Origin of the sequence: Pseudomonas sp. R1-15 (assembly GCF_051132085.1) — a bacterium.
GTDB lineage: Bacteria > Pseudomonadota > Gammaproteobacteria > Pseudomonadales > Pseudomonadaceae > Aquipseudomonas.
This window is the reverse complement of record NZ_CP071660.1, coordinates 1,671,008-1,690,201: the sequence shown is the minus strand read 5'-3', so window position 1 is coordinate 1,690,201 and position 19,194 is coordinate 1,671,008. Positions and strand designations below refer to the sequence as shown.

Below are 19,194 nucleotides of genomic sequence, written 5' to 3'. Positions count from 1 at the left end.
CTTGCACGCAAGGCTCGCGACGGGCCGCACCGCCGTGGTTTCTTATTATCCGTTAACGCTTCTTGCGGTTGGCCACGTGGATGGCGCCGCCATTCACGGCCAGGGCCGCTTCGTGCAAGGCTTCGGACAGGGTCGGATGGGAGAAGACCATCATGCCCAGGTCTTCAGCGCTGGTGCCGAATTCCATACCGATCGCGCCTTGCTGTACCAGCTCGGCAGCGCTTGGGCCAATGACGTGAACGCCCAATACGCGGTCGGTCTTGGCGTCGGCGATGACTTTCACGAAACCGCCGGTGTCGTTGGCTGCCATGGCGCGGCCGCTGGCGGCGAACGGGAAGGTGCCGACGTTAACTTCAACGCCTTCGGCTTTCAAGGCCTGCTCGGTTTTACCGACCCATGCGATTTCCGGGTGGGTGTAGATAACCGATGGGATCAGGTCGTAGTTCATCTGGGCCTTGTGGCCCTTGATGCGCTCGACAACCATGATGCCTTCTTCGGATGCCTTGTGCGCCAGCATCATGCCGCGAACCACGTCACCGATGGCGAAGACGCCCGGTACGGCGGTTGCGCAATGGTCATCGACCGCGATGAAGCCGCGCTCGTCGATTTCCACGCCGCAGTCGGCGGCCAGCAGGTCAGTGGTCACCGGACGACGGCCGACCGCTACGATCAGCTTGTCGAACGTGATGGTCTGTTCGCCGTTGGCGTCGGTGTAGTTGACCACGACTTCTTCGCCGTTGACCTTGGAGCCGGTCACGCGAGCGCCCAGCTTGATGTCCAGGCCTTGCTTGGTCAGGGTCTTCAGCGCTTCCTTGGAAACCGCGGTGTCGGCGGCCATCAGGAAGGTGTCGAGGGCTTCGAGCACGGTCACTTCAGCGCCCAGGCGCGACCATACCGAACCCAGCTCCAGGCCGATCACGCCAGCGCCGATCACGCCCAGGCGTTTTGGCACGGTCTGGAATTCCAGGGCACCGGTGGAGTCGACGATGACATTCTGGTCGACCGGAGCCGGCGGGATGTCGATCGGACGCGAGCCTGGCGCCAGGATGACGTTTTCGGCTTCGATCACTTCAACCGAGCCGTCCGGCTTGGTCACTTCGACTTTCTTGCCCAGCAGCAGCTTGCCGTGGCCTTCGATGGAAGTCACGCCGTTGGCCTTGAACAGGGTGGCAACACCGCTGGTCAGGTTCTTGACGATGCCGGCCTTGCGGCCAACCATCGCGGCGACGTCCATTTTCACTTCACCGGTAGAGATACCGTGAACGTTGAAGCTTTCTTTCGCTTCCTTGTATTTCCAGGAGCTGTCCAGCAGCGCCTTGGAAGGAATGCAACCGACGTTCAGGCAAGTACCGCCCAAGGCTTGCTTGCCTTCCTTGTCGGTGTATTTCTCGATGCAGGCAGTGGTAAGGCCCAGTTGCGCAGCCTTGATGGCCGCTACGTAGCCGCCAGGGCCCGCACCAATCACTACCACGTCGAATTTCTGAGTCATGAGTCATTCCTTTTCGAATCAAACCGGACGGTCACTTGTGGTGACCGTCGAGGGACGAAACCGGTTGTTTCAGCAAGAGGCCGGTCAACAGACCGGCCCTCGCGGCGAAAATCAGATATCCAGCAGCAGACGAGCCGGATCTTCAAGCAGGTTCTTGATGGTGACCAGGAACGTCACGGCTTCTTTGCCGTCGATCAGGCGGTGATCGTAGGACAGTGCCAGGTACATCATCGGACGAATCACGACTTGACCATTGATCGCCATCGGACGCTGCAGAATGTTGTGCATGCCGAGGATAGCCGCTTGTGGCGGGTTGACGATCGGGGTCGACATCATCGAACCGAATGTACCACCGTTGGTGATGGTGAACGTACCGCCGGTCATCTCTTCGATGGACAGCTTGCCGTCACGGGCCTTCTTGCCGAAGGTGGCGATGCCGCCTTCGATTTCGGCCAGACTCATCAGCTCGGCGTTGCGCAGTACCGGAACCACCAGGCCACGGTCGCTGGAGACCGCGACACCGATGTCGGCGTAGCCGTGGTAGACGATGTCGGAACCGTCGATCGACGCGTTGACGGCCGGGAAGCGTTTCAGCGCTTCGGTGGCAGCCTTGACGAAGAACGACATGAAGCCCAGGCGTACGCCGTTGTGGGACTTCTCGAACAGATCCTTGTACTTCGAACGCAGGGCCATGACTTCGGTCATGTCGACTTCGTTGAAAGTGGTCAGCATCGCCATGTTCGACTGGGCTTCGACCAGACGCTCGGCAACCTTGGCACGCAGGCGGGTCATCGGCACGCGTTTTTCCACGCGGTCGCCGGCAGCGAACACTGGTGCGGAAGCGGCAGGCGCGGCAGGCTTGGCTGGTGCTGCGGCCGGTGCGGCTTTCTTGGCGGCAACAGCTGCAACCACGTCTTCCTTGGTCACACGACCACCCTTGCCGGTGCCGGCAACGGAAGCGATGTTGATACCGTTCTCTTCAGCCAGCTTGCGAGCAGCAGGGGCAGCGACTGGATCGTCTTCGCCCGATGCAGCAGGAGCAGCGGCCTGAGCGGCAGCCGGTGCAGCAGCAGCGGCTGGAGCGGCGGCGGCAGCGCCGCCCTCTTCGATCGAGCCCAGGACCTGGTTCGACAGAACGGTAGCGCCCTCTTCGGCAATGATTGCACCCAGCACGCCGTCGGCTTCGGCCAATACTTCCAGCACGACCTTGTCGGTCTCGATGTCGACGATCAGGTCGTCACGCTTGACGGCCTCGCCTGGTTTCTTGTGCCAGGTGGCAACGGTGCCATCGGCAACCGATTCCGGGAATGACGGGGCTTTGATTTCGATAGCCATTATCTGTGGGTCCTTAAAATTCGGTTTCAGTCAGCACGAAGGCGTTAAACAGTGAAGGCATCTTGCAGCAGTTTTTCCTGCTGCTCGGCGTGCATCGACGCATAACCACACGCAGGGGCGGCAGAAGCGTCACGACCGGCGTACTCCAGGCCCAGGGCCTTGTTATGGTTGCCGATGCTGCGACGCAGGTGATGCTGGCTGCTGTACCACGCGCCCTGGTTCATCGGTTCTTCCTGACACCACACCACGTGGGTGAGGTTGGTGTAAGGCGCGATGGCCTCCATCAGGTCGTCTTCCGGGAACGGGTAGAGCTGCTCGATACGCACGATGGCAATGTCTTCGCGGCCTTCGGCACGACGTTTTTCCAGCAGATCGTAGTAGACCTTGCCGCTGCACAGGATCAGGCGAGTCACCTTTGCCGCGTCCAGGGTGTCGATTTCCGAGATGACGGTCTGGAAGGAGCCTTCGGCCAGGTCTTCGAGCGTGGAAATCGCCAGCTTGTGCCGCAACAGCGACTTGGGCGTCAGCACGATCAGCGGCTTGCGCAGCGGACGAATGACCTGGCGACGCAGCAGGTGGTAGATCTGCGCCGGGGTCGTCGGTACGCAAACCTGGACGTTGTGCTCGGCGCACAATTGCAGGTAACGCTCCAGACGTGCCGAAGAGTGCTCCGGCCCCTGCCCTTCATAACCGTGTGGCAACAGCATGGTCAGGCCGCAGAGACGACCCCACTTGTGCTCGCCGCTGGTGATGAACTGGTCGACTACCACCTGGGCACCGTTGGCGAAGTCGCCGAACTGGGCTTCCCAGATCACCAGCGCATTCGGCTCGGTGGTGGAATAGCCATATTCGAACGCCAGGACGGCTTCCTCGGACAGCAGCGAATCGTACAGGTCGAAACGTGGCTGGCCTTTGTACAGGTGTTGCAGCGGGATGTAGGTGCTGGCGTCTTTCTGGTTGTGCAGCGCCGCGTGGCGGTGCGAGAAGGTACCGCGGCCTACGTCCTGGCCGGTGATGCGAATCGGGTGACCTTCGAACGCCAGGGTCGCGTACGCCATGGTTTCGGCGTAACCCCAGTTGATCGGCAGGCCGCCGGCTTGCATCTTCTGGCGGTCTTCGTAGATCTTCGCAACCTGGCGCTGGACCACGAAGCCTTCCGGGATTTCCAGCAGCTTGGCGGACAGTTCCTGCAAGGTCTTGAGGTCGAAGCGCGTGTCGTGACGCGCGGTCCAGGCGTGGCCCAGGTAAGGACGCCAGTCCACGAACAGTTCCTTGTTCGGTTCCTTGACCAGGCTTTTTACAACGTGCAGGCCGTTGTCCAGGGCGTTGCGATATTCATCGACTTTTTCCTGGACGCGCGCGGCATCCAGAACGCCGCTCTGGGTCAGGCGATCGGCGTACAGCTCGCGGGTGGTGCGCTGCTTGGCGATCTGCTGGTACATCAGTGGCTGGGTACCGCTTGGCTCGTCGGCCTCGTTGTGGCCGCGACGACGGTAGCAGACCAGGTCGATCACCACGTCGCGCTTGTACTGCATGCGGTAGTCGATGGCCAGCTGGGTCACGAATAGCACGGCTTCCGGATCATCACCATTCACATGGAGAATCGGCGCCTGGATCATTTTCGCGACGTCGGTAGCGTACTCGGTGGAACGCGAGTCCAGCGGGTTGCTGATGGTGAAACCGACCTGGTTGTTGATGACGATGTGAACCGTACCGCCAGTCTTGAAGCCGCGGGTCTGCGACATCTGGAAGGTTTCCATGACCACGCCCTGACCGGCGAATGCCGCGTCACCGTGGATGGAAATCGGTAGGACCTTTTCACCGGTCGGGTCGTTGCGACGATCCTGGCGGGCACGGACCGAACCCTCGACCACCGGGGAAACGATTTCCAGGTGGGACGGGTTGAAGGCCATGGCCAGGTGGACTTCGCCACCGGTGGTCATCACGTTGGACGAGAAGCCCTGGTGGTATTTCACGTCACCGGAACCCAGCTCGACCTTCTTCTTGCCTTCGAACTCGTCGAACAGCTCGCGCGGGTTTTTGCCGAAGGTGTTGACCAGTACGTTCAGGCGACCACGGTGGGCCATGCCGATGACGACTTCCTTGGTACCGTAGGAGCCGGAACGCTGGATCAGCTCGTCGAGCATCGGAATCAGGCTTTCGCCGCCTTCCAGGCCGAAACGCTTGGTGCCCGGGTATTTGGTACCCAGGTATTTCTCCAGACCTTCACCGGCGGTGACGCGCTCGAGCAAGTGGCTCTTGATGTCGGCGGAGTACGTCGGACGGCCACGAACGCTTTCCAGACGCTGCTGGAACCACTGGCGCTGCTCGGAATCGGTGATGTGCGTGAATTCAGCGCCGATGGTGCGGCAATATGTCTGCTGCAACGCTTCGTGAATTTCGCGTAGGCTCGCTTCCTCTTTGCCGATGAACAGGTCGCCGGCACGGAAGGTCGTATCAAGATCGGCATTGGTCAAGCCGTAATGAGTGATCGACAGGTCTGCAGGTGCAGGACGCTGCCACAGCCCCAGCGGGTCCAGCTGGGCTGCCTGGTGGCCGCGCATCCGGTAGGCCTGGATCAGTCGCAGTACTTCAACTTGCTTCTTCTCGTGCTCGGAGCTCACGCTGCCGGCAGACACCGGTTGGGCGCGGCGCTGGTTCTTTGCCAGCAGCACGAAATGATCGCGAATCGTCGAGTGCGAAACATCGGTGGCAGAGTTACCGTCAGCCGGCAACTTCTGAAAGTAGGTGCGCCATTCTTCTGGCACAGCGTTAGGGTCGTGCAGGTAGAGCTCGTAGAGCTCTTCCACATAGGCAGCGTTACCACCGGAGAGGTGGGCACTGTTCCACATGCGCTGCATCACGCTTTCTTGCATGCTTGGTCACCCTCGATTAGGGGAACACCACCGGCGAAAACACCGAGCAAACTTGCAGAAGTCCGAGTGCAGCGACTAAAACAAGCCACTTAGGATCACGCTGATAGTCCGGGTACCAGCCCGGATGCCCCTGCTTGTCTCATTTCTTCAAAATAAGAACGGCCGCTTTGTGAGTGGCTGTTCTGGTTATAGCCAGGACGTGGGTTGAAGCCCACGCCCTCGCCTTTACGGGTACAGCGGTTCTACGGGTACAGCAGCTGAATCACACGCCGTTTTGCAGCAGCATGTTACGTACGTGACCGATGGCCTTAGTCGGGTTCAGGCCTTTCGGGCAGACGTTGACGCAGTTCATGATCCCGCGGCAGCGGAATACGCTGAACGGGTCATCCAGTGCGGCCAGACGCTCGGACGTCTTGGTGTCACGGCTGTCTGCCAGGAAGCGATACGCTTGCAGCAGGGCGGCCGGGCCCAGGAATTTGTCCGGGTTCCACCAGAACGATGGGCACGAGGTCGAGCAGCAGGCGCACAGGATGCACTCGTACAGACCGTCGAGCTTTTCACGCTCTTCAGGAGACTGCAGACGCTCGATGGCCGGAGCCGGCGTGTCGTTCTGCAGGAATGGCTTCACCTTCTCGTATTGCTTGTAGAAGATGCTCATATCGACGACCAGGTCACGGATGACCGGCAGGCCTGGCAGCGGCCGAACGATCAGCTTGTTGCCCTTGACCACGGCCGACAGCGGCGTGATGCAGGCCAGGCCGTTCTTGCCGTTGATGTTCATGCCGTCGGAGCCGCAAACGCCCTCGCGGCACGAGCGACGATAGGAAAAACCTTCGTCCTGCTCTTTGATCAAGGCCAGCACGTCCAGCACCATCAGGTCTTTACCACCGGTATCGACCTGGAAGTCCTGCATGAACGGCGCGGCGTCCTGATCAGGGTTGTAGCGATACACACTGACTTGCAACATAGCGGTCACCCTTAATAAGTCCGGACTTTAGGTTCGAAAGTCGGAACAGTCTTCGGCGAGAAGTTCACGGCACGCTTGGTAACGCGCTTATCACCCGGGAAGTACAAGGTGTGGCACAGCCAGTTTTCGTCGTCACGGTCTTCATAGTCTTCGCGGGCGTGGGCACCACGGGACTCTTTACGCACTTCAGCCGCGATGGCGGTGGCTTCGGCCACTTCCAGCAGGTTCTGCAGTTCCAGCGCTTCGATACGGGCAGTGTTGAACGCCTGCGACTTATCGTTGATCTTCACGTTGGCGATTCGTTCACGCAATTGCGCCAGCTGGGCAATACCCTTCTGCATGTATTCGCCGGTACGGAACACACCGAAGTAGTTCTGCATGCAGCTTTGCAGCTCGCGACGCAGGGTGGCGACGTCTTCGCCTTCGGTACGCTCGTTGAGACCGGCCAGGCGCTTGAGCGCCACGTCGATGTCGGTGTCGCTGGCGTCGCGGTATTCGATACCGTCGGTCAGCGCTTTTTCCAGGTGCAGACCGGCAGCGCGGCCGAATACCACCAGGTCGAGCAGCGAGTTGCCGCCCAGGCGGTTGGCACCGTGCACCGATACGCATGCCACTTCACCCACTGCGAACAGGCCAGGGATGATTTCGTCCACGCCTTCGGCGTTCTGGGTGATTGCCTGGCCATGAATGTTGGTGGCAACGCCGCCCATCATATAGTGGCAGGTTGGAACCACTGGAACCGGCGCAACGACTGGATCGACGTGAGCGAAGGTCTTGGACAGTTCGCAGATGCCTGGCAAGCGGCTGTGCAGCACTTCTTCGCCGAGGTGGTCGAGCTTGAGCATCACGTGGTCGCCGTTCGGGCCACAGCCGTTACCGGCAATGATCTCTTTAACCATCGAACGAGCCACGACATCACGACCGGCAAGGTCCTTGGCGTTCGGAGCATAACGCTCCATGAAACGCTCGCCGTGCTTGTTGATCAGGTAACCGCCTTCACCACGGCAGCCTTCGGTGACCAGTACACCAGCGCCGGCGATGCCGGTCGGGTGGAACTGCCACATTTCGATGTCCTGCACCGGCACGCCGGCACGCAGGGCCATGCCGACGCCGTCACCGGTGTTGATCAGGGCGTTGGTGGTGGACGCGTAGATACGGCCCGCACCGCCGGTCGCCAGCACGGTGGCCTTGGCGCGGATGTAGGTGGTTTCGCCGGTTTCGATGCAGATCGCGATCACGCCGACAAAGGCACCGTCCTGGTTCTTCACCAGGTCAACGGCGTAGTACTCGTTCAGGAACGTGGTACCGGCCTTCAGGTTGCCCTGGTAAAGGGTGTGCAGCAGTGCGTGACCGGTACGGTCGGACGCCGCGCAAGTACGTGCAGCCTGGCCGCCCTTGCCGTAGTCCTTGGACTGGCCACCGAACGGACGCTGGTAGATGCGGCCGGTTTCGGTACGCGAGAACGGCAGGCCCATGTGGTCCAGCTCGAACACGGCGGCCGGGCCTTCCTGACACATGTATTCGATAGCGTCCTGGTCGCCGATGTAGTCGGAACCCTTGACGGTATCGTACATGTGCCAGCGCCAGTCATCGTTCGGGTCGGCCGAAGCGATGGCGCAAGTGATGCCACCCTGGGCGGAAACAGTGTGCGAACGCGTCGGGAAGACCTTGGTGATCACGGCAGTCTTGTGACCGCCCTGTGCCAGTTGCAGCGCTGCGCGCATGCCGGCACCGCCACCACCAATGATGATGGCGTCGAAAGAAATCGTTGGAATGTTAGCCATGAATCAGATACCCCAGAGAATCTGCACACCCCAGACGAAGTAAGCGAACATCGCAACGCCGCATACTGCCTGGAAGAGGAAACGTACGGCAGTCGCCGACTTGCCGAACGCCATCTGCGTCAGGTAGTCGGTCGCGATGGTCCACATGCCGACCCAGGCGTGAGCGCCGAGGGCAACAAGGGCCAGCAGACTGAAGATACGCATCCAGTTGTTTGCAAAGAGTTCGTGCCATTGGGCGTAGCCCAGGCCGGGGTTGGCTACCACATATCCGATCAGGAAGATGAAATAAGCCGCGAGAACGACCGCAGAGACACGCTGCGCCATCCAGTCATAGAGGCCCGAACGCGAAAGGTTCGTGACGTTGGTTACCATATCCAGACTCCTGCCAGAACGATCAGCACCGCAGACACGGCGATAATGATTTTCGAGCCCAGCTTGCCGCCTTCCAGCGTCTCACCGATGCCCATGTCCATGATCAAGTGGCGCACGCCGGCTACCAGGTGATACAGCAAGGCGGACAGGATGCCCCAAATCACTAGCTTGGCTAGCGGACTGGTCAGACACGCTTTCACCTGACCGAAGCCTTCTTCCGAATCGAGCGACTTGTCCAATGCATAAAGCATGATGGCCAGGCTGACGAAGAGGATGACACCGGAAATACGGTGAAGAATGGACGTGTAAGCAGTGACTGGGAGTTTGATGGTCCTTAGGTCTAGGTTTACAGGTCGTTGGCTTTTCACGGCTTTTTTTTCACACTGAAGAGCCCCTAACAATCAGGGCAAAGTTGTTGGGGCGCGCACTGGTCAGGTACTCACCACCCAGGGAGTGACGACCCCCAAGAAAGCAGGCCCAAAAGCCCCTGGCGGTCGGTGGCCGAGTATAGACAGTTAGGCTACTAATGACAACGCGTTCACCTTCCCCTAATAGCGCATTGCACATGCAGGGCAAAAGGCGTAAACGGCAGGCAATTTCGCGGAAAAAGTCCGGTTAAAGCCTTCTGGAGCAAGACTTTAGGCAAATTGACATTCGGATTTATCTCACTATAGTGGTGCGGGCCCTGCGTGGGGGGTCTGTCTGATGATTCCAAGCATTAATAGGAGGCCACATGGCTGACAAAAAAGCGCAGTTGATCATCGAGGGCGCAGCCCCCGTCGAGCTGCCCATTTTAACCGGCACCGTTGGTCCCGATGTAATCGACGTACGGGGCCTGACGGCCACGGGCCGTTTCACCTTTGACCCAGGTTTCATGTCGACCGCCTCGTGCGAGTCGAAAATCACCTATATCGACGGCGACAACGGCATCCTGCTGCACCGCGGCTACCCGATCGAGCAACTGGCTGAAAAATCGGACTACTTGGAAACCTGCTACCTGCTGCTCAACGGCGAGCTGCCAACCGCAGAGCAAAAGGCCCAGTTCGTCAGCACCGTGAAGAACCACACCATGGTTCACGAGCAGTTGAAGACCTTCTTCAACGGCTTCCGTCGCGATGCTCACCCGATGGCCGTCATGTGCGGTGTTGTCGGCGCCCTCTCGGCCTTCTACCACGACTCCCTGGACATCAATAACCCCCAGCATCGCGAAATCTCCGCGATCCGCCTGGTGGCGAAGATGCCGACCCTGGCAGCCATGGTCTACAAGTACTCCATGGGCCAGCCCATGATGTACCCGCGCAACGACCTGACCTATGCAGAGAACTTCCTGCATATGATGTTCAACACCCCGTGCGAGATCAAACCGATCAGCCCGGTGCTCGCCAAGGCCATGGACCGCATCTTCATCCTCCATGCCGACCACGAGCAGAACGCCTCCACGTCCACCGTGCGCCTGGCCGGCTCGTCGGGTGCCAACCCGTTCGCCTGTATCGCCGCCGGTATCGCCGCGCTCTGGGGCCCTGCCCACGGCGGCGCGAACGAAGCGGTACTGACCATGCTCGATGAAATCGGCGATGTCTCGAACATCGACAAGTTCATCGCCAAGGCCAAGGACAAGAACGATCCGTTCAAGCTGATGGGCTTCGGTCACCGGGTCTACAAGAACCGCGACCCGCGCGCCACCGTCATGAAGCAGACCTGCGACGAAGTGCTCAAGGAACTGGGGATCAAGAACGATCCGCAACTCGAACTGGCCATGCGCCTGGAAGAGATCGCCCTGACCGACCCGTACTTCATCGAGCGCTCGCTGTACCCGAACGTCGACTTCTACTCGGGGATCATCCTCAAGGCGATCGGCATCCCGACCAGCATGTTCACCGTGATCTTCGCCCTGGCGCGGACCGTCGGCTGGATCTCCCACTGGAAGGAAATGCTCTCCAGCCCGTACAAGATCGGCCGCCCGCGCCAGCTTTACACCGGCTACGAGTCGCGTGACATCACCAAGCTGGAAGACCGCAAGTAAGGCTTGCCTTGCAGTAAGTCTCAAGCTGCACCGGAACAGCCCTGCTTCTTATAAAGAGCAGGGGCTGTTTTGTTTATGCCTTCAAAAAGCTTAGTGTCAGGACCGGCCTCTTCGCGAGCAGGCTCGCTCCCACAAGGATCGCATACCACTGTGGGAGCGAGCCTGCTCGCGAAGGCGTCCTCACAGACAACGCAAACATCACATGCAAAAAAATACCCCGGCCTCTCGACCGGGGTATTTCTTCAAACACAACGCTTCAACTTGAAGCTTTCAACTTGCAGCTGCCTCAGTGATTCACCGCCCCACTCGCCCCCAGGCCAGTCTGCGAACGCACGAATTGCGGGAAGAACAGCGCCCGCTCGTTTGCACCTTCAGCCGACTTGTCGGTGATGGAGAAGAACCAGATGCCGACGAACGCAATGGCCATCGAGAACAGCGCTGGGTATTCGTATGGGAAGATCGCCTTCTCGTGACCCATGATCTGCACCCAGATGGTCGGACCGAGCACCATCAGGCCCACGGCACTGACCAGGCCCAGCCAGCCGCCGATCATCGCGCCACGGGTGGTCAGTTTCTTCCAGTACATCGAAAGCAGCAGTACCGGGAAGTTGCAGCTCGCCGCGATGGAGAACGCCAGGCCCACCATGAACGCGATGTTCTGCTTCTCGAACAGGATGCCCAGGCCGATCGCCAGCACCGCCAGACAGATAGTGGTGATTTTCGAAACCCGAATCTCATCCTTCTCGTTGGCCTTGCCTTTCTTGATCACGCTGGCGTACAGGTCATGGGACACCGCCGAGGCACCGGCCAGGGTCAGGCCCGCTACCACCGCCAGGATGGTCGCGAACGCCACCGCCGAGATGAAGCCCAGGAAGATGCTGCCGCCAACCGCGTTGGACAGATGCACCGCCGCCATGTTGTTGCCGCCCAGCAAGGCACCTGCCGCGTCCTTGAAGGCCGGGTTGGTGCTGACCAGCAGGATCGCGCCGAAGCCGATGATGAAGGTCAGGATGTAGAAGTAGCCGATGAAGCCGGTGGCATACAGCACGCTCTTGCGAGCTTCCTTGGCGTCGCTCACGGTGAAGAAGCGCATCAGGATATGGGGCAGGCCAGCGGTACCGAACATCAGCGCCAGGCCGAGGGAGAAGGCCGAGATCGGATCCTTCACCAGGCCGCCAGGGCTCATGATCGCTTCACCTTTAGGGTGAACCTTGACCGCTTCGGCAAACAGCATGTTGAAGTCGAAGTTGACGTGCTTCATCACCATCAGCGCCATGAACGAAGCACCCGACAGCAACAGGACGGCCTTGATGATCTGTACCCAGGTGGTGGCCAGCATACCGCCGAACAGCACGTAGAGGCACATCAGGATACCGACCAGGATCACCGCAACGTGGTAGTCCAGGCCGAACAGCAGCTGGATCAGCTTGCCGGCACCGACCATTTGCGCGATCAGGTAGAACGCCACCACCACCAGCGAGCCGCAAGCCGACAGGCTGCGGATCTGGGTTTGCCCGAGGCGATAGGACGCCACGTCGGCAAAGGTGTATTTACCCAGGTTGCGCAGGCGCTCGGCGATCAGGAACAGAATGATCGGCCAGCCCACCAGGAAACCGATGGAGTAGATCAGGCCGTCATAACCGGACGTGAACACCAGCGCGGAAATACCCAGGAAGGATGCCGCCGACATGTAGTCGCCGGCAATCGCCAGGCCGTTCTGGAAGCCGGTGATCTTGCCGCCGGCCGCATAGTAGTCGGCCGCCGAGTTGTTTTTCTTGGATGCCCAGTAGGTGATGTACAGAGTCGCGCCGACGAAGGCCACGAACATCAGGATAGCCGCGACGTTGAGGGGTTGTTTCTGCACAGCCCCCGCCACGGCATCAGCCGCCCAGACGCTCGGTGCGAACGCAGCGATGCTCAAAAGAGCCAGTAGACGCCGGATCATTGCTGAGCCTCCTTGAGAATCGCATTGTTCAGGTCGTCGAACTCGCCATTGGCGCGTCGTACGTAAATGCCGGTCAGCACGAAAGCCGAGAGAATCAGGCCGATCCCGATGGGAATGCCCCAGGTGATCGTTCCCTCAGGCGTGATCTTGGCGCCGAGAATATGCGGCCCGTAGGCAATCAGCAGGATGAATCCCGAGTAAAGCCCTAGCATGATCGCCGAGAGAATCCAGGCGAACTTTTCCCTTTTACTCACCAGCTCCTTGAAGCGCGGGCTGTTTTGTATCGAGAGGTAAATGCTGTCGTTCATTGTTTTTATCCTCGCAGCACAGATTTAAGTTGGAACGACCCTACTCTATGCGGCTCAAGGCCAGGTTCCAGACGACCTTAGTATTAGAACGACATGACGGTTTTGCCAGTTTCCCGGATATTTTCGCAATTGCCCCTGCCCTCTGTGGGAGCGAGCCTGCTCGCGAAAGCTGCTTGCGGGTCAAATGCAGGGTTAGCTGGCAGATCGCTTCGCGAGCAGGCTCGCTCCCACAGGGGTGCGTCGAATTCAAAAATCGCGGGCACAAAAAAACCGCATGAACAACTCATGCGGTTTTTCGGAACAGTCAGACCAGGCCGATTACTTGCCGGTCCACTCCTTCACGCGGTCCGGGTGCTTGGCAACCCAATCCTTCGCGGCGGCGTCCGGCTTGGCGCCTTCCTGGATCGCCAGCATGACTTCGCCGATTTCGTCTTTCGAGGCCCACTGGAACTTCTTCAGGAACTCGACCACTTCCGGCGCCTTGGTAGCCAGCTCCTTGCTGCCGATGCTGTTTACGGTTTCAGCCGCGCCGTAGACACCTTTTGGATCTTCTAGGAAGCGCAGTTTCCACTTGGCGAACATCCAGTGCGGCACCCAACCGGTGACGGCGATGGACTCATTCTTTTTCTCGGCACGGGTCAGCTCGGCGATCATGCCGGCGCCGGAGCTGGCCTTGAGTTGATAACCGGTCAGGTCGTAGTCCTTGATCGCCTGTTCGGTCTTGAGCATCACGCCTGAACCGGCGTCGATGCCGACGATGCGTTTCTTGAAGGAATCGTCGGTCTTGAGGTCTTCCAGCGACTTGGCCTTGACGTACTCTGGCACGATCAGGCCGATCTTGGCGTCCTTGAAGTTCGGGCCGTAGTCGACCACGTTGTCCTTGTTTTTCGTCCAGTAGTCACCGTGAGTCACCGGCAGCCAGGCCGAAAGCATTGCATCGAGCTTGCCGGTGGCCACGCCCTGCCACATGATCCCGGTCGCCACCGCTTGCAGCTTCACGTCATAACCGAGTTTCTGCTTGATCACTTCGGCCGCCACATGGGTGGTCGCGACGCTGTCGGACCAGCCGTCGACATAACCAATGCTCAGGGTTTTGGTTTCGGCGCTGGCCAGGGTGGAGCTGATCGCCAGTACCAGTGCGGCACCTGCGCCCAAGAGTCGTCGCATCTTCATCGTTACTTCCCCGAAAGTGCTGCGCCCGACGGATGCCGAGCAGCGTCAACGTATTGTTATGGTGCACAGCGCCCCCATCACGCTCACCTGCAAACCGGTTCGAACGCCAGTGGAGTACTGACAGGCTGATCATCAACCTGCGCCGATCTGGAACCTGCTCTGTCTGCGACGCTGAGGCAGCGAGAAACGACATCAGAAAGCCAGCAAGCCAATCCAGGCGTTTCAGACCGCGGATTTCGATCAAATCTTGCATGCCTGAACCAGGCGAGCCGCCAGGTCACTAGCGGTCACCACGCCTCAACGTGTATCGTCCCGCTACTATCGCGACCCGTCCGCGCTTGTTTTGCAGCCGTCATGGCACTTGGCTTCACTTCGGTGGTCATAGGCTGCGAACTTCATTCGGCACCTTCCTCTTAAGGGATCCAGACATGCTCCGTTCCTTGCGCTTCGCTGCCCTCGCCGGCGGCCTTATCCTGAGTGCGTCCGCGCTGGCGGTGGATGTCGACGCCGCCAGCTATGGCTACCCCTTGACCAACCCGTTCGAGGCGACCATCGCCACCACGCCGCCGGACCTGCGCCCGGAGCTGCCGCTCAATGAGGACATCAACCAGTCGGACCAGAGCCTGACCCTGCGTCCGGAGCGCGAATTCATCCTGCCGGACAATTTCTGGCCGGTGAAAAGCCTCACCTACCGCATGGCTACCCAGGACAAACCCGCGCCGCTGATCTTCCTGATCGCCGGCACCGGCGCGCGGTATGACAGCACGCTCAATGAGTATCTGAAGCGCCTCTACTACAAGGCCGGCTACCACGTGGTGCAGTTGTCCTCGCCCACCAGTTTCGATTTCATGAGTGCCGCTTCGCGCTTCGCCACGCCAGGCATCACCAAGGAAGACGCCGAAGACATGTACCGCGTGATGCAGGCCGTGCGCGCGCAAAATCCGAAAGTGCCCGTCACCGAGTACTACCTGACCGGCTACAGCCTCGGCGCCCTGGACGCGGCCTTCGTTGCGCACCTGGACGAGACCCGGCGCAGTTTCAACTTCAAGAAAGTCCTGTTGCTGAACCCGCCAGTGAACCTCTACACCTCGATCACCAACCTGGACAAGCTGGTCCAGACCGAGGTCAAGGGCATCAACAGCACCACGACATTCTATGAACTGGTGCTGAACAAGCTGACCCGCTACTTCCAGCAGAAAGGCTACATCGATCTCAACGATGCGTTGCTCTATGACTTCCAGCAGTCCAAGCAACACCTGACCAACGAACAGATGGCGATGCTGATCGGCACCTCGTTCCGTTTCTCGGCGGCCGACATCGCCTTTACCTCGGACCTGATCAACCGTCGCGGCCTGATCATCCCGCCGAAGTTCCCGATCACTGAAAGCACCAGCCTGACGCCGTTCCTCAAGCGCGCGCTGCAATGCGATTTCGACTGCTACCTCACCGAACAGGTGATCCCGATGTGGCGTGCGCGCACAGACGGCGGCAGCCTGTTGCAACTGGTCGACCAGGTCAGTCTCTACGCGCTGAAGGATTATCTGCAGGCCAGCACGAAAATCGCGGTGATGCACAACGCCGACGATGTGATTCTCGGCCCGGGCGACCTCGGCTTCCTGCGCAAGACTTTTGGCGACCGCCTGACCGTTTATCCACTGGGCGGCCATTGCGGCAACCTTAACTATCGCGTCAACAGCGACGCCATGCTGGAGTTCTTCCGTGGCTAAATACCTCCTGCTTATCGCCGCGTTAATGAGCGCGGGCATGGTCCACGCCGATGACAGCAAGGCCAATGCGCCCGTGGTGGTGGATTCGGACGGCTTCAAGGAGCCGCTGACCAAACTCAAGTTCAACCCCGGCCTGGACCAGCGCGAATTCGAACGTTCGACGCTCAACGCCTTGAACGTCTACGACCCGCTGGAATCGTGGAACCGCCGCGTCTACCACTTCAACTACCGCTTTGACGAATGGGTCTTCCTGCCCGTCGTCGACGGCTATCGCTACGTCACTCCGAGCTTCGTGCGCACCGGCGTCAGCAATTTCTTCAACAACCTGGGGGACGTGCCGAACCTGATGAACAGCCTGCTGCAATTGAAGGGCAAGCGTTCGATGGAAACCACGGCGCGCCTGCTCCTCAATACCACCGTCGGCATCGCCGGACTCTGGGATCCGGCCACGGCCATGGGCCTGCCGCGCCAGAGCGAGGACTTCGGCCAGACCCTGGGCTTCTATGGTGTGCCCGGCGGCGCGTATTTCGTGCTGCCGATCTTCGGTCCTTCGAACCTGCGCGACACGTCGGGCCTGCTGGTGGACTACACCGCGGAATCGGCGATCAACTTCCTGAACGTCTCGGAAGTCAGCTCCAACCACCCGGAACTGCTGCTGTTGCGCGGCGTGGACAGGCGCTACCAGACCAGCTTCCGCTACGGGCAGCTGAACTCGCCGTTCGAGTATGAGAAGGTGCGGTACGTGTACACCGAGTCGCGCAAGTTGCAGATCGCCGAGTAACTTTCGGACACCGCAAAACCCACTGTGGGAGCGAGCTTGCTCGCGAATGCGGCCTGACATTCAACATTAATGTTGCCTGACAGGCCGCTATCGCGAGCAGGCTCGCTTCCACAGTTGCGTTGGCAGACTCAGCCTTTCAGCGCTTTCCAGATTTTGCCCACGACGAGCACACCCGCCAACACGGCCGCACCCGCGACAATCCCCGCCACCGCATTGAGCAGCATCGGCACGATGAACCCGGCGCCGCCGGCACCAGCCGCCACGCCTTCGATCCAGTGATGCACCGCCGGTACGCCATGGGTCAGGATGCCGCCGCCCACCAGGAACATCGCTGCCGTACCGATCACCGACAGGCTTTTCATCATGTAGGGCGCGGCGCGCAGGATGGCGCCGCCGATGCTTTTGGCGGCCTGGCCAGGCTTTTGGGTCAGCCACAAGCCCAGGTCATCGAGCTTGACGATCCCCGCCACCAGGCCGTACACGCCGACAGTCATGACAATCGCAATGCCCGACAGCACGATAACCTGCTGGGTCAGCGGCGCATCAGCGACAGTGCCAAGGGTGATGGCGATGATTTCCGCCGAGAGAATGAAGTCGGTGCGAACCGCGCCTTTGATCTTGTCCTTTTCGAAGGCCACCAGGTCCACCGCCGGGTCGGCCACCGCCTCCACCAGTTGCGCATGCCCGGCCTGGTCTTCAGCCTTGCTGTGAAGGAACTTGTGGGCGAGTTTTTCGAACCCTTCGAAACACAGGTAGGCGCCACCCACCATCAACAGGGGTGTCACCAGCCAAGGCACGAAGGCACTGATTGCCAGCGCCGACGGCACCAGGATCAGCTTGTTGATGAAGGAACCCTTGGCCACCGCCCAGACCACCGGCAGCTCCCGCTCGGCCCGCACGCCGGAGACTTGCTGGGCATTGAGCGCCAGGTCATCGCCGAGCACGCCGGCAGTTTTCTTGGCGGCCATCTTGGTCATCAGCGCCACATCGTCGAGCACGGTGGCGATGTCGTCGATCAAAACCAGCAAACTGCTTCCAGCCATGGAGGGGCTCCTTGAACAATAATGCTGCGCAGCATACCGCGAGCGGCGCCACCTTGGGGCATTCTTGAGCGGCCCGCGAGGCCGGTGCTACCATGCGCCACCGCCAGAACCGGCAAGGAACCCCAGGGTTTATGAGCACTATCCGCGAGCGCAACAAAGAACTGATCCTGCGTGCCGCCAGCGAAGAATTTGCCGACAAGGGCTTCGCCGCGACCAAAACCAGCGACATCGCGGCCAAGGCGGGCCTGCCCAAACCCAACGTCTATTACTACTTCAAATCCAAGGAGAACCTCTACCGCGAGGTCCTGGAAAGCATTATCGAGCCGATCCTCCAGGCCTCCACGCCCTTCAACGCTGACGGCGAGCCGGGCGAAGTATTGAGCCACTACATCCGCTCCAAGATCCGCATCTCCCGCGACCTGCCCTTCGCCTCGAAAGTCTTCGCCAGTGAAATCATGCACGGCGCCCCGCACCTCAGCGCCGACCTGGTCGAACAACTCAACGCCCAGGCCCGGCACAACATCGACTGCATCCAGACCTGGATCGACCGCGGCCAGATCGCCCCCATCGACCCCAACCACCTGATGTTCAGCATCTGGGCCGCCACCCAGACCTACGCCGATTTCGACTGGCAGATCAGCGCCGTGACCGGCAAGGCCAAGCTCGACGAAGCGGATTACGAAGCGGCGGCGCAGACGATTATCCGGTTGGTTTTGAAGGGGTGTGAGGTGGGCTGAATCACCGCGGCGCCCCATTCGCGAGCAGGCTCGCTCCCACAGGGTTTTGCTGTGAATACAGAATCTGCGAGCAACCTGAATCCCTTGTGGGAGCGAGCCTGCTCGCGAAGGCAACGCCTCGGTTTCAAGTCAAAGCCAAATGGCATCCCACAGCGGATAGTCGCCAAGCCGCTTCACCAGGCCTGCCCGCAGTGGGTTGGCGACGACATAGCGCGCCAGCTTGACCAGATTTTCCTCTCGACGGAGCGCCCGATCATGAAATCCGCGCTGCCAAAGGCAGATGTTATTGCCAAGGTGCAGATTCACAGTCTTGGCGGTCAATGATTTGGTCCTTTGCATCAACTCACTCAGGGATCCTTGGCGCAACTCGATCAGCCAATGGAAATGATCAGGCATGACAACCCAGGCCAATGAGTGGGCATAACCCTGCCTCTGGGCTTGTCGAAATTGATCGACGACATGCCGACCCATCCTGAAATCCCTGAAGATTGGTTCGCGACCGAAGGTGTTGGTGGTCAATAAATAGATCCGACTGGATTCGGAGTAGCGGCCGACTCGCAGCCGATGTGAAGCGGATAAGCCAGACATTCCATGTCCCTTCTCGATTAAGTCATGAAAGGCTAGCCGGTCGAAT

Annotated in this window: 16 protein-coding genes; 4 read left to right on the top strand and 12 right to left on the bottom strand. The window is 60.0% G+C overall.

The genetic code is table 11. The features are described 5' to 3' along the window. Positions 1-52 precede the first annotated feature (52 nt). The 7 genes from lpdA to sdhC form a co-directional block, all read right to left on the bottom strand. Positions 53-1,489, bottom strand: a complete 1,437-nt coding sequence (gene lpdA, locus J3P97_RS07645) for a dihydrolipoyl dehydrogenase (RefSeq protein WP_434569407.1) — start codon at positions 1,487-1,489, stop codon at positions 53-55. A 111-nt stretch (positions 1,490-1,600) separates the two neighbouring features. Further along, positions 1,601-2,824, bottom strand: coding sequence for a 2-oxoglutarate dehydrogenase complex dihydrolipoyllysine-residue succinyltransferase (gene odhB, locus J3P97_RS07640; protein ID WP_305496107.1), 1,224 nt, complete (start codon positions 2,822-2,824; stop codon positions 1,601-1,603). 44 nt (positions 2,825-2,868) lie between these two features. Beyond that, positions 2,869-5,700 (bottom strand): 2-oxoglutarate dehydrogenase E1 component, encoded by a 2,832-nt coding sequence (locus J3P97_RS07635; RefSeq protein ID WP_305496108.1) that lies wholly within the window; start codon positions 5,698-5,700, stop codon positions 2,869-2,871. A 262-nt stretch (positions 5,701-5,962) separates the two neighbouring features. After that, positions 5,963-6,667: a succinate dehydrogenase iron-sulfur subunit gene (locus J3P97_RS07630; RefSeq protein WP_039594133.1), complete on the bottom strand. Its 705-nt coding sequence runs from the start codon at positions 6,665-6,667 to the stop codon at positions 5,963-5,965. Between the two features lie 11 nt (positions 6,668-6,678). Then, positions 6,679-8,451 carry a succinate dehydrogenase flavoprotein subunit gene (gene sdhA / locus J3P97_RS07625; protein WP_434569408.1) on the bottom strand — a complete coding sequence of 591 codons (1,773 nt, stop codon included), beginning with the start codon at positions 8,449-8,451 and terminating at the stop codon, positions 6,679-6,681. A 3-nt stretch (positions 8,452-8,454) separates the two neighbouring features. Beyond that, positions 8,455-8,823, bottom strand: a complete 369-nt coding sequence (gene sdhD / locus J3P97_RS07620) for a succinate dehydrogenase, hydrophobic membrane anchor protein (RefSeq protein WP_003179222.1) — start codon at positions 8,821-8,823, stop codon at positions 8,455-8,457. Further along, positions 8,817-9,191 carry a succinate dehydrogenase, cytochrome b556 subunit gene (gene sdhC / locus J3P97_RS07615; RefSeq protein WP_003179220.1) on the bottom strand — a complete coding sequence of 125 codons (375 nt, stop codon included), beginning with the start codon at positions 9,189-9,191 and terminating at the stop codon, positions 8,817-8,819. Before sdhC ends, sdhD begins: the two co-directional genes overlap by 7 nt. Positions 9,192-9,556: 365 nt before the next feature. Here sdhC and gltA point away from each other — a divergent pair, with 365 nt between their 5' ends. Further along, positions 9,557-10,846, top strand: a complete 1,290-nt coding sequence (gene gltA / locus J3P97_RS07610) for a citrate synthase (RefSeq protein ID WP_003172803.1) — start codon at positions 9,557-9,559, stop codon at positions 10,844-10,846. Positions 10,847-11,132: 286 nt separating this feature from the next. Here the strand turns inward: gltA and J3P97_RS07605 are convergent, their stop codons facing one another. From J3P97_RS07605 to J3P97_RS07595, 3 genes are all read right to left on the bottom strand, one after another. Then, entirely contained in the window at positions 11,133-12,791 is a 1,659-nt protein-coding gene (locus tag J3P97_RS07605) for a cation acetate symporter (protein ID WP_434569409.1), read from the bottom strand. After that, complete coding sequence (locus J3P97_RS07600) at positions 12,788-13,099, bottom strand: DUF485 domain-containing protein (RefSeq protein WP_305496111.1); 312 nt, start codon at positions 13,097-13,099, stop codon at positions 12,788-12,790. Before J3P97_RS07600 ends, J3P97_RS07605 begins: the two co-directional genes overlap by 4 nt. Before the next feature lie 318 nt (positions 13,100-13,417). Further along, a complete protein-coding gene (locus J3P97_RS07595) occupies positions 13,418-14,272 on the bottom strand; it encodes a glycine betaine ABC transporter substrate-binding protein (protein ID WP_434569410.1) in 855 nt (284 codons plus the stop codon). 428 nt (positions 14,273-14,700) lie between these two features. Here J3P97_RS07595 and J3P97_RS07590 point away from each other — a divergent pair, with 428 nt between their 5' ends. Beyond that, positions 14,701-15,999, top strand: a complete 1,299-nt coding sequence (locus J3P97_RS07590) for a serine/threonine protein kinase (RefSeq protein ID WP_434673843.1) — start codon at positions 14,701-14,703, stop codon at positions 15,997-15,999. Then, positions 15,992-16,780, top strand: a complete 789-nt coding sequence (locus J3P97_RS07585; RefSeq protein WP_434673842.1) for an MlaA family lipoprotein — start codon at positions 15,992-15,994, stop codon at positions 16,778-16,780. The genes J3P97_RS07590 and J3P97_RS07585 overlap by 8 nt, the downstream gene beginning before the upstream one ends. A 128-nt stretch (positions 16,781-16,908) precedes the next feature. Here the strand turns inward: J3P97_RS07585 and J3P97_RS07580 are convergent, their stop codons facing one another. After that, entirely contained in the window at positions 16,909-17,823 is a 915-nt protein-coding gene (locus J3P97_RS07580) for a DUF808 domain-containing protein (RefSeq protein ID WP_434673841.1), read from the bottom strand. A 131-nt stretch (positions 17,824-17,954) separates the two neighbouring features. Between J3P97_RS07580 and J3P97_RS07575 the strand changes: the two genes are divergently transcribed. Continuing rightward, entirely contained in the window at positions 17,955-18,560 is a 606-nt protein-coding gene (locus J3P97_RS07575; RefSeq protein WP_305496116.1) for a TetR/AcrR family transcriptional regulator, read from the top strand. 129 nt (positions 18,561-18,689) lie between these two features. Here the strand turns inward: J3P97_RS07575 and J3P97_RS07570 are convergent, their stop codons facing one another. After that, complete coding sequence (locus J3P97_RS07570) at positions 18,690-19,148, bottom strand: REP-associated tyrosine transposase (protein ID WP_434673840.1); 459 nt, start codon at positions 19,146-19,148, stop codon at positions 18,690-18,692. Between the last annotated feature and the right edge of the window lie 46 nt (positions 19,149-19,194).

Excerpts from the sequence above, each read along its gene's own strand:
- lpdA (WP_434569407.1), bottom strand. The coding sequence starts at position 1,489 with ATGACTCAGAAATTCGACGTGGTAGTGATTGGTGCGGGCCCTGGCGGC.
- odhB (WP_305496107.1), bottom strand. The coding sequence starts at position 2,824 with ATGGCTATCGAAATCAAAGCCCCGTCATTCCCGGAATCGGTTGCCGAT.
- J3P97_RS07635 (WP_305496108.1), bottom strand. The coding sequence starts at position 5,700 with ATGCAAGAAAGCGTGATGCAGCGCATGTGGAACAGTGCCCACCTCTCC.
- J3P97_RS07630 (WP_039594133.1), bottom strand. The coding sequence starts at position 6,667 with ATGTTGCAAGTCAGTGTGTATCGCTACAACCCTGATCAGGACGCCGCG.
- sdhA (WP_434569408.1), bottom strand. The coding sequence starts at position 8,451 with ATGGCTAACATTCCAACGATTTCTTTCGACGCCATCATCATTGGTGGT.
- sdhD (WP_003179222.1), bottom strand. The coding sequence starts at position 8,823 with ATGGTAACCAACGTCACGAACCTTTCGCGTTCGGGCCTCTATGACTGG.
- gltA (WP_003172803.1), top strand. The coding sequence starts at position 9,557 with ATGGCTGACAAAAAAGCGCAGTTGATCATCGAGGGCGCAGCCCCCGTC.
- J3P97_RS07605 (WP_434569409.1), bottom strand. The coding sequence starts at position 12,791 with ATGATCCGGCGTCTACTGGCTCTTTTGAGCATCGCTGCGTTCGCACCG.
- J3P97_RS07600 (WP_305496111.1), bottom strand. The coding sequence starts at position 13,099 with ATGAACGACAGCATTTACCTCTCGATACAAAACAGCCCGCGCTTCAAG.
- J3P97_RS07595 (WP_434569410.1), bottom strand. The coding sequence starts at position 14,272 with ATGAAGATGCGACGACTCTTGGGCGCAGGTGCCGCACTGGTACTGGCG.
- J3P97_RS07590 (WP_434673843.1), top strand. The coding sequence starts at position 14,701 with ATGCTCCGTTCCTTGCGCTTCGCTGCCCTCGCCGGCGGCCTTATCCTG.
- J3P97_RS07580 (WP_434673841.1), bottom strand. The coding sequence starts at position 17,823 with ATGGCTGGAAGCAGTTTGCTGGTTTTGATCGACGACATCGCCACCGTG.
- J3P97_RS07575 (WP_305496116.1), top strand. The coding sequence starts at position 17,955 with ATGAGCACTATCCGCGAGCGCAACAAAGAACTGATCCTGCGTGCCGCC.
- J3P97_RS07570 (WP_434673840.1), bottom strand. The coding sequence starts at position 19,148 with ATGTCTGGCTTATCCGCTTCACATCGGCTGCGAGTCGGCCGCTACTCC.